The 12719-nt window shown below is 72.2% G+C and carries 10 protein-coding genes; 5 read left to right on the forward strand and 5 right to left on the reverse strand.

What is annotated here, in order from left to right; translation table 11 throughout:
• Positions 1-12: 12 nt before the first annotated feature.
• On the reverse strand, positions 13-4278 hold the full coding sequence (locus ACSC1Q_RS04830) for a Pls/PosA family non-ribosomal peptide synthetase (RefSeq protein ID WP_436757423.1): 4266 nt from the start codon (positions 4276-4278) through the stop codon (positions 13-15).
• A gap of 250 nt (positions 4279-4528) precedes the next feature.
• Between ACSC1Q_RS04830 and ACSC1Q_RS04835 the strand changes: the two genes are divergently transcribed.
• Positions 4529-5044, forward strand: a complete 516-nt coding sequence (locus ACSC1Q_RS04835) for a methyltransferase family protein (RefSeq protein WP_436757424.1) — start codon at positions 4529-4531, stop codon at positions 5042-5044.
• Between the two features lie 142 nt (positions 5045-5186).
• On the opposite strand, the gene ACSC1Q_RS04840 is transcribed toward ACSC1Q_RS04835, so the two are convergent.
• The 3 genes from ACSC1Q_RS04840 to ACSC1Q_RS04850 all read right to left on the reverse strand — a co-directional run bounded on the left by ACSC1Q_RS04840 (position 5187) and on the right by ACSC1Q_RS04850 (position 8440).
• Positions 5187-5993 (reverse strand): nickel/cobalt transporter, encoded by an 807-nt coding sequence (locus tag ACSC1Q_RS04840; protein ID WP_436757425.1) that lies wholly within the window; start codon positions 5991-5993, stop codon positions 5187-5189.
• Positions 5990-6655, reverse strand: coding sequence for a hypothetical protein (locus tag ACSC1Q_RS04845; protein WP_436757426.1), 666 nt, complete (start codon positions 6653-6655; stop codon positions 5990-5992). Before ACSC1Q_RS04845 ends, ACSC1Q_RS04840 begins: the two co-directional genes overlap by 4 nt.
• 111 nt (positions 6656-6766) lie before the next feature.
• Positions 6767-8440: a purple acid phosphatase family protein gene (locus tag ACSC1Q_RS04850; RefSeq protein ID WP_436757427.1), complete on the reverse strand. Its 1674-nt coding sequence runs from the start codon at positions 8438-8440 to the stop codon at positions 6767-6769.
• A 296-nt stretch (positions 8441-8736) separates the two neighbouring features.
• Here ACSC1Q_RS04850 and ACSC1Q_RS04855 point away from each other — a divergent pair, with 296 nt between their 5' ends.
• A complete protein-coding gene (locus ACSC1Q_RS04855) occupies positions 8737-9258 on the forward strand; it encodes a hypothetical protein (RefSeq protein WP_436757428.1) in 522 nt (173 codons plus the stop codon).
• Between the two features lie 79 nt (positions 9259-9337).
• On the opposite strand, the gene ACSC1Q_RS04860 is transcribed toward ACSC1Q_RS04855, so the two are convergent.
• Positions 9338-10327, reverse strand: a complete 990-nt coding sequence (locus tag ACSC1Q_RS04860; RefSeq protein WP_436757868.1) for a LuxR C-terminal-related transcriptional regulator — start codon at positions 10325-10327, stop codon at positions 9338-9340.
• A gap of 343 nt (positions 10328-10670) precedes the next feature.
• On the opposite strand from ACSC1Q_RS04860, the gene ACSC1Q_RS04865 reads away from it, so the two are divergent.
• The 3 genes from ACSC1Q_RS04865 (at position 10671) to ACSC1Q_RS04875 (ending at position 12696) form a co-directional block, all read left to right on the forward strand.
• Positions 10671-11039 (forward strand): hypothetical protein, encoded by a 369-nt coding sequence (locus tag ACSC1Q_RS04865; protein ID WP_436757429.1) that lies wholly within the window; start codon positions 10671-10673, stop codon positions 11037-11039.
• A 150-nt stretch (positions 11040-11189) separates the two neighbouring features.
• Positions 11190-11324, forward strand: a complete 135-nt coding sequence (locus tag ACSC1Q_RS04870) for a hypothetical protein (RefSeq protein WP_436757430.1) — start codon at positions 11190-11192, stop codon at positions 11322-11324.
• A gap of 73 nt (positions 11325-11397) precedes the next feature.
• Positions 11398-12696: a SidA/IucD/PvdA family monooxygenase gene (locus ACSC1Q_RS04875; RefSeq protein ID WP_436757431.1), complete on the forward strand. Its 1299-nt coding sequence runs from the start codon at positions 11398-11400 to the stop codon at positions 12694-12696.
• Positions 12697-12719: the final 23 nt, after the last annotated feature.

The following is a 12719-nucleotide window of genomic DNA, read 5'->3' on the forward strand; positions in this document are numbered from 1 at the left end:
TGTTCTTCGTGCCTATCCTCGCCGGGCCCACGCCGCGATCGGGTTGCCGAACCAGCGGGTCCCGGCGGGCACGGACTCGCCGCGCATCACCAGGGAAGCAGGCCCGACCGTGGTGTTCTCCCCGATCGTCGCCGCGGGCAGCACCACCCCATGGGGTCCGAGGGTGGAGCCGTCCCGCATGAGGACAGTATCGATGCTCATCACACGGTCGTGGAACAGGTGGGTCTGCAACACACATCCCCGGTTCACCGTCACCCCGTCACCCAGGCTGACCAGGTCGACCTCCGGCAGCCAGTAGGTCTCGCACCACACCCCCCGGCCCACGCGGGCCCCCAGGGAGCGCAGCCACAGGTTCAGCGGCGCCGTCCCCAGCCAGCGCTGGGCGAACCAGGGCGCGGCCAGCACCTCCACGAAGGTGTCGGCCAGCTCGTTGCGCCAGACGAACGAGCTCCACAGCGGCCGGTCGCCGACCGCGATCCGGCCCACCAGGACCCACTTGGCCACGGTCGCCGTCGTCGCGGCGAGCACCCCGGCGCCCAGCACCGCCACGCCCGACAGGGCCGCCGCCGCCGCGAAGCCGTACGCCCCGGCCAGCCACTCCAGGGCCGCCGCGACGAGCACGGCCAGGGCGACCGTGCACATCACCGGCACCACGCGGCACACCTCCACCGCGGCGCGGGCGAACCTCAGCCTCGGCGGCGGGTCGTAGGTGCGGCTCCGGTCGCCCTCCTCCGCGGCCCTGCGCAGCTCCACCGGGGGCATCCCCAGGTACGACGAGCCCGCCTTCGCCTTCTTCGGCGCCGCCGACAGGACCGCGACCAGCCCGTCCTTGGGCACCTTGCGCCCCGGCGCGGTCATTCCCGAGTTGCCGAGGAACGCGCGCTTGCCGATCCGCACGTGGTCGACCCGCAGCCGCCCGCCCTCCAGCTCGTACGGCGCGACCATCGTGTCGTCGGCGAGGAAGGCCCCGTCGCCGACGGAGGTCATCGACGGCAGCGCCAGCACCGTCGACAGCTCCACGTCCCGGCCGACCTTCATGCCCAGGGCGCGCAGCCAGGCGGGGGTGACCATGCTCGCGTACAGGGGGAACAGCCAGACCCGGGCCATCGACATCAGCAGGCCCGTCGCCCACGCCTGCCAGGCCTGGCGGCTGTGCACCGGGTGCTGCCCGGCGTGCAGGCCGACCGACAGCAGCCGCACCGAGGCCACGGTCAGCAGGGCGAAGGTGGCGACCGAGGCGACGGTGGCCAGCGGCACCCCGTACAGGACGGAGGCCAGGGAGGGCGCGCCGTCGCGCAGCAGGACGGCGAGGCCCGGCAGCGCGGCGATCACCGGGAAGACGCCCAGGACCAGCGCGGACAGCCCGTAGACCGTCGCCCAGTGCCACGATCGCGGCGGGCGGTCGGCGGACGGGGGACGGGCCTTGCCCATCCGGCTCGCGGGCACGCCCGCCCAGCGCTCCCCGGACGGCACCGGGCCCGCCACCGCGGAACCGGGCGCCACCTGGGCGTTCTTACCGATCTTCGAACCGGGGAAGAGGGTCGTCCTGGCGCCGACCGTGGCGGAGGCACCGATCTTGATCTCGCCGACGTGCACCTGGTCGCCGTCGATCCAGTAGCCGCTCAGGTCGACCTCGGGCTCGACGGCCGCGTACCGGCCCAGCTTCAGCATCCCGGTGATCGGTGGCATCGAGTGCAGGTCCGCGTCGTCGCCGACCTGGGCGCCGAGCGCCCGCGCGTAGTGGGTGAGCCACGGGGCGGTGGACACCTCGCCCACCCCGAGCCGCTCGGAGAGCCGCTCGGCGAACCACAGCCGCAGGTGCGTGCCGCCGCCCCTGGGGTACGTGCCCGGTCTCAGGTCGCGCAGCAGCAGCCGGGCGCCGCCCGCGGCGAGCGCGATCCGCCCCGCGGGGCTGACGAACAGCAGCGCGCCCGCGAGCACCCACCACCACGAGACGACCGGGGCCCAGGGCGGGCCCACCAGGTTGTTCAGCGCGGCCAGCGCCACCACCCAGCGCAGCGCGCCGACGCTGAGCAGCGGCACGGTGAGCGCCGCCTGCGCGATCGCGGCGCGGCGCGGCATCGGCGCGACGACCCGGTCGGTGGTCACGATCTCCGGCGCGTCGAGCGCCGACAGGTGCCTGCCGAGCCTGGGCAGCGTCGGGTTGTCGTAGACGTCGCCGACCGTGACCGCCGGGTAGCGGGTACGCAGCGCCGAGACCAGCCGGGCCGCCGCGAGGCTGGTGCCGCCCTCGGCGAAGAAGTCGCCCTCGACGCCGCCCAGGATGTCCATCCAGCACTCGGCCACCCACGGGTCGACGTCCGGCACCCCGGCGTCGGGCGTGCCCGCCTTCTTGGGCAGTGGCCAGGGCAGGGCGTCCCTGTCGATCTTCCCGGAGGTGCGCGTCGGGAGCTCGTCCACCAGGGCGATCCTGGGGACCAGCGCGGCCGGCAGGGAGTGGCGGAGACGGTCCCTGGCGTCCTCCTTGTCGAAATCCTCACCGGGCACGACGTAGCCGACGAGCAACTGGTGGCCGCCGCCGGTCGTGCGGACCGCCGAGGCCGCCCCGGCGACCCCGGGCAGCGCCTGCAGCGCCGCGTCCACCTCGCCCAGCTCGATCCTGCGCCCGCCGAGCTTGATCTGCTCGTCGGCCCGCCCGACGAAGATCAACCCCTCGGGTTCCGCCCGCACCAGGTCGCCGCTGCGGTAGGCGCGCTCCCAGCCGAGCGACGCGAGCGGCGCGTACTTCTCCGCGTCCTTGGCCGGGTCCAGGTATCTCGCGAGCCCGACCCCGCCGATGACCAGCTCGCCGGTCTCGCCCATCGCCACCGGCTCGCCGTCCTTGCCGACGACGGCCAGGTCCCAGCCCGCCAGCGGCAGCCCGATCCGCACCGGGCCCTCCCCGGTCAGCGGCGCCGCGCACGCGACCACCGTCGCCTCGGTCGGGCCGTAGGTGTTCCACACCTCGCGCCCCGGCACGGCCAGCCGCTCGGCCAGCTCAGGCGGGCACGCCTCGCCGCCGAAGATCAGCAGCCGTACGTCGTCGAGCGTCTCCACCGGCCAGAGCGCCGCCAGGGTCGGCACGGTCGACACGACCGTGATGCCCATGTCCAGCAGCCACGGCCCCAGGTCCATGCCGGTGCGCACCAGCGCGCGGGGGGCCGCCACCAGGCAGCCGCCGTACCGCCAGGCCAGCCACATCTCCTCGCAGGAGGCGTCGAACGCCACCGACAGCCCCGCGAGCACCCGGTCACCGGGCCCGATGGGCTCTCCGGTGAGGAAGATCCGCGCCTCGGCGTCCACGAACGCCGCCGCGTTGCGGTGGGTCACCGCGACACCCTTGGGCTTGCCGGTGGACCCGGAGGTGAAGATGACCCACGCGTCGTCCTCGGGTCCCGGCCTGCCGCTGCCCCGGCTCCGCTCCCGCTCCCTGTCCCGGCTCTCGTACGTCGCGGGGAGCCCGTCCCGCCCGGTGACCGGGTCCTTGTGGCGGGCCAGCAGGGCGGTGCTTCCGGCGCTTCCGGCGCTCCCGGTACTTCCGGCGCTGCCGTTGCTCCTGGCGCTCCCGATGCCTCCGGTGGCACCGCGGCCGGTGCCGTGCAGCTCCGCCGCGTAGTCGAGCTCGGACCCGCCGGTGAGCCGGGGCTCCGGCGCGAGAGCGCGTCCCTCGGTGCGTCCTTCCAGGCTTCCCTCAGCGCGTCCTTCAAGGCGTCCATCGGCGCGTCCCTTGACGCGTCCTTCGGGGCGTTCATCGGCGTGACCAATCTCACGGTCGGCGCCGCGCTCGCCGGAATGTCCGTCATGGCCGGTTCGGGGTGCCGTGGCGTCGCCGGGCGAGGGGGTGTCCAGGTGCTCGTACGGGTCGCCGTAGGGGGTGATCTTCCCGCCGTCGCCGATGACGGCACGGACCCGCGCCTCGCCGAAGACCAGCTCAGCCCGCTCGTCGGGGTCGTCGGCGTCCACCGGGACGTAGGCGGCCCCGGCGGTGAGGACGGCGACGATCGCGACGTACAGGCCGACGGTGCCCGAGGGGATCCGCACCCCGACGCGGTCGCCGCGCCCGACCCCGGCCGCCCGCAGCTCCAGGGCCATCCGGCCCGCCTCGGCGCGCAGCCCGGTGTAGTCGAGACGGATCCGCCCGTCGTCGAGTGCGAGTGCGTGAGGATGACGTCGCGTGGTCTGGTCGAGGATGTCCAGCAACGTCCTGGCCTGCGGCGCGGTCCCTCCCGGCAGGAGTGCTCGCGACGGCATGCCGGTGTCGGCTGGTAACGGAATCACTGTCTTCCCCCTGTGTACGGCGCCTCTGTGAGCCCGGGACAGCCTACGTGCACGGGGTTAACGCGTTTCGCCCGTGCAGCCATACCCCTGTGAACCTTCCCTTTCGGGCATCTTTCACCCGGATGAACGGCCCGGAGGCGTCGCGCCGTTGACGCCCCTCCGGCCCGGACATAAACTCAACGCATAATGAATTAACCGCCCCCGGCGACGGCCGTCGCCTCCGGCGGCCCTGTCAGGGGAGTGTGACGCGATGCGCAGGACGCCCGCCGCCGTCGGGACCACGATCTTCTTCGCGCTGGCACCGGGCACCGTCGCCGGGCTGCTGCCGTGGTGGATCACCCGCTGGGAGGTGGGGGACCTCCTGCCCTCGGCGCCGTCCTGGATCGCGGCGTCCCTGCGCCTCGTCGGGGCGGCACTCGTCCTCGCCGGGACAGCGGTGCTGGTCAGGGCGTTCGTCCGGTTCGTCGTGGAGGGCCTCGGCACCCCCGCCCCGATCGCCCCCACCGAGCACCTGGTCGTCGGCGGGCTGTACGCGCACGTCCGCAACCCGATGTACGTGGCGGTCTTCTCGATCATCGCCGGGCAGGCGCTGCTGCTGGGCCGCCCGGTCCTCCTGCTGTACGCCGCCGTCACGGCCGTGCCGGTCGTCGCGTTCGTCCGCTGGTACGAGGAGCCGATCCTGCGCCGGACGTTCGGCGCCGACTACGAGAGATACCGCGCGGCGGTGCCGGGCTGGTGGCCCCGCCCGCGCGCCTACAGGCCCTGATCGGCCACCACACGCCGAACGGCCGCCCACGCGTGGGCCTTCACGGCCTCCCGGTGCGCTGGGGGGTGCCGGACCCGTCTCACGCGGCGCCCGAACGGCGACCGGTCCGCCGTCCGCACGATCAGCCGGTCACGACTCACGATCAGCCGCTCACGACGTTTATCGCCGCGGCGAGATAGAGCCCACCGGCGGAGGAGACCACGACTCCGGCGGCGGCCGGGGCCCAGGCCAGTGCCGCGGAGGCCCGGGACCACCCGCGGGTTCCCCGGTCCAGCAGCGCGTACCCCCGGATCGTCACGACGCCCACGCCGGTCAGGGTGAGGGCCATCCCCACGCCGAAGGCGGCGACGACCACGACGGCGTCGAGGGCCCGGCCGGTGAGCAGCCCGCTCATCAGGACGACGAAGGCCGACGGCGAGGGCAGCAACCCGCCGGAGAGCGCGAGCGCGACGAGGCCCCGGCGTGACCAGGGATCCGTCCCGTCCCCGACCTGATGGCCGTGTCCGTGTCCGTGTCCGTGTCCGTGCCCATGTCCGTGGCCGTGGCCGTGCTCGTGGTGGGTTCGTAGCCGGTGCCGGTTCCGTTCCCGCAGGTGGCGGTAGGTGAGGTGGGCTCCGACGCCGATCGTGACCAGTCCGGCCGCGACCTGCATCCAGGCGGTGACGTCCTTCGTGCCGAAACTCGCGGCACCGCTCAGTCCCACCCAGGCGAACGCCAGCATCAACACCGAGAAGGTGTGCATCAGCGCCACGATGACCCCCAGGCGCAGCGCGTCGCGGTAGCCGCCCCGGGTGCCGACCAGATAGGCCGCCGTGACGCTCTTGCCGTGGCCGGGGGCGACCGCGTGCAGGGCCCCGGCGACGAGCGCGACGGCGAGGATCGCCCAGAAGACGCCCCTGTCGTCGAAGAGCGAGACGAACCGGCTCTCGAGGCCGCCGAACTCCGTCACGACCGCCCGCCCGTTCCGCGCCGCCTCCACAACGCGGCGAACACACCCGCCCCGGCCAGCAGTACGGCGGTCCAGACGACGACGCTCGTCGTCCCCGGGGGCAGGCCGCTCCCGCCCGCGCCGGAGAAGGTGAGGCGCCGGGTGCTCTCGGCCTCGGTGAGAAGCGCCTGGCCGGGGGTCGCGGGCGTCTCTGCGACGAGCATCGTCCGGTACGCCTTGTTGAGGTCGGTCAGGGCGGCGACGGTGACGTCCAGCTGCGTGACCGGGCTCTGACAGTCGAAGACGAACCGGGCGCCGTCGGTGACCAGCTCCCGGAGCTCCTCCAGCCGGCTCTCGCACCGCCGGCCGTCCTGGGCGACCGTGACCCGGTCCAGCAGGTAGGTGCGCAGGGCCGGTGACCGCTCCAGTTTCTGCTCACCTGTCAGCTCCGTCGACACGGCACCGGCGGCCGGGTCCTCGAACGCCCCGATCGACTGGCCGAGCGCGACCCAGTCGTCCTCGGCCGCGAACCACGAGATGGTCACGCGCGAGCCGTCGGCCCCGATCCGCGCGGTGGACGGAGGCCCGAAGGGGTGGGCGGCGGCGGACGCGGCAGGGGTCGCCCAGCCGATGAGGGCGCAGACGAGCAGCACGCCCGCCGGCACGCGGGTGTGGATTCTCAACGGATCTCCTGTTCGCACGACTCCGGCACGATTCCGGCGCGACGCTGACATGGCACCGGTACCTCCGGGCGCGGGGCCGCAGGCACGGCCGCCCCGCGCCCGGAGAGGTCACTACCTGGTGACCGTGATGACCGGGCTGGTGATCTTCTGGTTGGCGCTGTCCAGGTACACCACGTAGGTGTTGCCCTTCCTCGCCTTGCTCGGCAGCCTGAAGGTGTAGGTCAGGCGGCCCAGCTCGTCGGCGGTCCGGACGGCGATCGCGTCGTCCCTGTCGTGCCCGTGTCCCCTGTCGCGGTCGCTCGCCTTGCGCAGGTAGACGGACACGCGCTCGCCCGGGTCGTAGCCGTACGCGGAGATCTTGAGCTCGCCACGCGTCCCGACGGTGGTCCTGTCGACGGTGACCTGCTCGCCGACGGTGTTCTCCGGGGTGCGGACCTCGTTGACCGTGCGCTCGCCCGCCCTGTTCTTGCGGATGACGAAGCCGTCGTGGTGCTCGCCGTTGGCGTAGCGGGCCTCGAACGTGATGCGGTCGGCCTCGACGTCGATCAGCTGGTAGAGCTGGGTGTTCTCGCTCTTGCTGACGACCTCGGCGCCGTTGCCGGTCCAGTTCTCGCCGTTGTTGAGGGCGTACATCTTGCCGCCGGAGACCGACACGACGTAGGCGACGCCGTTGTTGACCGTGACCGACTTGCGGGCGGTCGCCACGTTGCCCCGGCCGTAGGAGTGGTCGTGGCCCTGCAGGACCAGGTCCACGCCGTACTTCTCGAACAGCGGGCCCCACTGGTCGCGTACGGCGGGGTTGTTGCGGGTGCCGGTGGTGGAGTAGACGGGGTGGTGGAAGGTCACCACCGTCCACTTGTTCGGGTTGTTCTTGAGCAGGCCCTCCAGCCAGGTGGCCTGCGCGGCCATCAGGGCCGGGGTGCCCTGCACGTTGGAGTCCAGGCCGATGAAGCGCACGCCCTGGTAGTCGACGGTGTAGGCGGTCTGCTTCAGCTCGGGGTTGCCCGGCCCGTTGTCCGGATAGGGGAACTGCGGCCGCCAGAAGGCGGACAGCCCGCCGCTGTACTCGTGGTTGCCGGGGATCGAGATGTTGTTGACCTGGCTGTCGATGAAGCCCGCGGCCCTGTACCACTGGCCCCACTGCTCCTCGCTGTTCGCGGAGTCGATGAGGTCACCGGCGTTGACGATCACCTTCGCCCGCGGGCGGTCGGCGAACGCCTGGCGGAAGACGCGCGGCACCGCCGAGTCGATGTAGTTCTGCGCGTCGCCGTAGTAGATGAACGAGAACGGCTGGAGGACGGCCGCCGCGGTGGTGAAGTCGCTCCACTCGGCCCAGTTGGTGCCGTCGCCGACCCGGTAGGTGTAGCGGGTGTCCGGCTTCAGGCCGGTGAACTCCACCGTGTGGTAGATGGAGGCGTACCCGAGGGTGGTGTTGACCGGGGTGGTGCTGGTCGCCTTGACGTTGGCCACCGCGCCCGCGGCCGGTGCCACCGCGCCGAGCGCGCGGGGGGCCTCCAGGATCTCCGCCTGCGCCGACTCGGCGTCGGCCACGGCCCGCCAGGTGACCTTCTGGCTGGTCGACGGGGTGGTGGTCGGGGTGAGGATGACGCGGTCGGGCATGGGGGAGGGCTTGTGGATGTCGGCGGCGGGATATTTCGGCGGCGCGGCGGCGCCGAACGCCACCGGGCCGAACGCGAGGCCGCCGAGGAGCAGCACGCCCGCGCCCGCGGCCGACAGCTTCGTTCGCCGGGATCCGGTGGGCCGGGGCATATTGACTTCGCCCATCATGAGCTCTTTTCCGGGGAGGAATCACTGTCCGTCGAGGGAGTGCGGCGGACGTCCGTATTGATCCAGAAAAGATGATCGAATGCCTGTATGGAGCCTTGCGTCTGAATGAACATGTTCCCTTTGGAACCCGTGGCCCCGGCCGCCACCGCCGATGTCGCCGGAAGTCCGCGCGCCCGCCACGCTCCGTTGCCCGCCCGTTCCGCGCGCCGCGCCTATGGTGTGGCCGACCAGCCGTCGAACAGCGGAATCGCTCCCCGGGTGAAGAGCCGCTTCCCGAGGAACAGGACGTCCCGTTGACCGTCACCCGCCAGGCCGGCACCCGGTGGCCCGCCCGCCGCTGGACCCTGCTTCTCGGCCTCGTGGCGCTCGGGGCGCTGGTCCCGCCGCCGACCGCGACGGGAACGGCGGGGACGGCCGGGCCGAGGGTCAAGGACGAGACCTTCGTCACCGCGCGGACGAGCGGGATCCTGCGCATCGAGGCGGGGGAGTGCTTCACCGACCCGGCCTACTCCGAGGAGGCGGCCGAGGTCGTCGTGCTGTACACGCCCTGCCACGAGCGGGCGGCCAACCAGTCGTACGGCTTCGTGCACGCTCCCGAGGGCGAGTGGGATCCGGCCGCGCTGAGCGCGTTCGCGTGGCGGAGCTGCCGGCGGGGGTTCGACAGTCACTGGAGCGGCGAGGCGGCCTCTGGGCTGGCCTTCTACCCGGTCCTGCCGACCAGGGAGACCTGGGCCGGCGGCGACCGCGACGTCATGTGCGTGGTCTACGGTCCCGGCGGCCCGATGGACGGCTCGGCGCTCCCCGCGGCCGGCTGAATCCCGTGCGGACCGGAGCCGGAACCAGGGCCGTTCCGCGTGCCGCGTCGTTGCCGGACGGGGGAGCCCGTGAGCGTGGTCACAGGCAGGACGGCAGCCATCCCCTGGCGGCGGCGAGGTATCCGGCCTGGAACCGGCTGCGGGCGTCGAGCCGTTCCATCAGCTCGGCGGTGACGCGCCGCAGGGTGCGTACCGAGACGTCGAGCCTGCGGGCCACCGCCTCGTCGGTCAGTCCCGTCGAGAGCAGGCGGAGCACCTCGCGCTCCTGGCCGCTGAGGCCCTTCTCGTCGCGCCTGCGCTCCTCGCCGAGCGGGCTGGCGGCGCCCCAGGTCTGCTCGAACAGGGCGATCAGGGCGGCGACGACGCCCGCCCCGCGCAGCAGGACCGCTCCGGCGCCGCTGTCCGCGGGGTCCGTCGGCAGCAGGGCCGCTCGCCGGTCGAAGACGAGCATCCGAAGCGGCAGGCCGGGGGTGGTGCGAACCTGGCCGCCGTTCCCGGTGAGCCAGGTCGCGTAGCCGGTGGTCGCCTGGTCGTTGCGGACGCTGTCGGGGTAGATGATGCGGATCGCCACGCCGCGGTCGAGCAGGGACTCGTCCAGCGGGCGGCTCGCCGCGATGTTCTCCGGGGTCTGGGCGCTCTTGGGCTCGAACCCGAGCAGCTCCTCGCGGCACTCGGAGACCAGCTCCTCGATCCGGTTGCGGATCGTGTCGATGCCGACGAGCGACTCGGACCCGTCACCCGGGCGCGCCGGGTGGTGGTCGCCGTAGGCCGCGATCATCTGGGCGACGGCCGTCCGGCTCCGCTCGATCTCCTGCTGCTTAGCCAGCAGCGCGGCCTCCTCCCTGGCCAGCAGCGCGGCCAGTCCCACCTCGGGGCGGACCAGGCGCAGCACGTCCGGCTCCTCCCACGAGGGGCGCAGGAGCGAGAGCTTGGCCAGCTCGTCCAGGGTGGCGCGGATCCGGTGGACCGGCCATCCCAGCTCCAGGCCCAGCTCGGTCACCCCGTACGAGGGGTTCTCCAGGATGGTGCGGTAGACGGTTTCCTCGGCGGACCCGATGCCAAGCAGCATGAGCACGACCCCTCCACGGTTCGAGCATGACCGAGACACGATCCGATGGGCGGGGCCCACGACGATCGCAGTCTGAAACTAACCGGGCGGAGTGACGACCGGGTTATGCGATCGCCCCGGTTTCTCCCGGTAAACGCCGGCCCCTGAGGACCCTTCAGGGCCTGCTCCGCGCCGTGCGCGGGGCACGCCGCCACCCCGCCGGAGACCCTCGGAAAGAGGCGCCGTCCGGGGGCCGCCGGAGCCGGTACGCGAGGGCGCGGCGCGATGGCATGATCCTGCCACGCCATGGACCTGCCAGGGGAAACACCTGGTGGATTCGCCGCGCGCGAACCACGGTCGATTCATGTATCTCATCAACGCGCGCCTGCGTGCCCCCGAGATCGAAGGCCGTCCGGCCCCGCCCGCCGGACGGATACCCGCGCGTGAGCTCCGCCGGCTGCTCCTGGTGCTGGCGGAGCCCGCTGAGGGGATAGAGCACATCTACGGTGAGGACCACCCCGCCGGAATCCGCCTTGGTCTCTTCATCCGCAGACACACCCTCGACGAGGCCGAGAGCGCGGCGGCCCGGTTGTGCCTGCGCGCCCTCGACGGCGTTCCCGAGCTCGCGGGCTGGTCGCTGGTGGCCTGCGGCACCGATCTCGACCTCGCGCTCGGGCGCCTTGAGGCGTTCGACGAGGAGGCCTGTCAGCGTCCTGCCATTGCAGCGCGCTGACAGGGTCCGGTACTTCCGTAACCCACTCCGATCGGCCAAGAATCGAAGTGTCAGAACGAAACGGGAAATGTCCGGAAAAGTTAATTCGGGCGGTACCCGTGAAACAGGAAAAGGGCGCCGAGAATCGCCGGCCGAAAGGAAAGAAGAACAATGAGCACCACACTCCGTTCCATCGCCCCCACCCTCGGCGCCCGCTCGCTCACCGTCACCCCCGCCCCCGGGGAGAGGGCCGGCCTCGCGGCCACCGCGGCCCTCGCCCCGGCCGGTGGAGCCGGCTGGCAGTGAGCCGACCAGGAGATACCCAGAAACCATTCGTCACGGGCACCGCGCCCGAGAAGTCGTCCGGGAGGCGACCACCGTGAAGCACCAGGAAGTCGAGTTACTCGCCCTCGGCGCAGGGCCGTCCAACCTCGCCCTCGCCGTTGCCCTCGAAGAGCTCGCTCCGGAACTGGCCACCAGAACGCTGATCATAGAGCAGCACGAGAACGTGGTCTGGCAGCGGGGAATGCTGCTGCCCTGGACCCAGAGCCAGGTCTCCTTTCTCAAGGACCTGGTCACGTTGCGAAACCCGCAGAGCAGATTCTCCTTCGTGAACCACCTGCACTCCGTGGGAAGGCTCAGTGAATTCGTCAATCTGGGCAGTTTCACCCCGTACAGAATGGAGATCTCGAACTACCTGCTCTGGGTGGCGGAGTCGCTCGCCCAGGTGCGCATCGAGTACGACCGGCGCTGCGTGGCCGTCGAGCCGGTCCTGACCGAGGACGGCGGCGTCGAGCGCTGGGTCGTCCAGCTCGCCGACGGCTCGACCATCGGCTGCCGCACCCTGGTGGTCGGCGCCGGCCGCGACGCGCACATCCCCGAGGTGTTCGGCGCGATCCCCCGCGAGCGGATCATCCACAGCACCGAGTACAGCAAGGGGATCGCCGGGCTCGACCACGACGCCCCGCACCGGGTCGCGGTCATCGGCGGCGCGCAGAGCGCGGCCGAGATGCTGTGGGCCACCCACCAGAACATGCCCAACGCCCAGTGCACGATGGTGATGCGCTCCATCGGCCTCAACGGCTACGAGAGCAGCAAGTTCACCAACGAGCTCTTCTACGCCTCCTTCGTCGACGAGTTCCACCGCTCGCGCCCCGACGCGCGGCGCCAGCTCCTCGGCGAGATGCACCGCACCAACTACGCGGGCCTGTCCCCGGGCCTGCTGGAGAACCTCTACCGGCAGATCTACCTGGAGCGCCTCACCGGCCAGGAGCGGATCAAGATGATCACGATGGCCGAGATCGCCGGGGCCAGGCTGGAGGGCGACGAGATCGTCCTCACCCTCCAGGACAGGAAGAGCGGCGGCTACGACGAGCTGCCCTGCGACGTCCTGCTGCTCGGCACCGGCTTCGACCGCCGGATGCCCGCGCTGATCCGCGACCTCGCCGCCAGGGCCGGCCTCGGCGAGATCGGCGTCGACCGCTTCTACAAGCTGGCCCTGCCCGCCGGCTCGGGCGCCTCCTGCTACCTGCAGGGCGTCAACGAGGACACGCACGGCATCGCCGACTCCCTGCTCAGCACGCTGGCCAACCGGGCGGAGGAGATCGTCTCCGACATCCAGGGCAGCAACGCCGCCGCCGAGCTCCTGGCGCCGTTCGCCCTCCCGATCGCCTCCTGATCTCTCCTGACCCCCGAATCCCC

The organism is Streptosporangium heterodermiicola (assembly GCF_051390675.1).
GTDB lineage: Bacteria > Actinomycetota > Actinomycetes > Streptosporangiales > Streptosporangiaceae > Streptosporangium.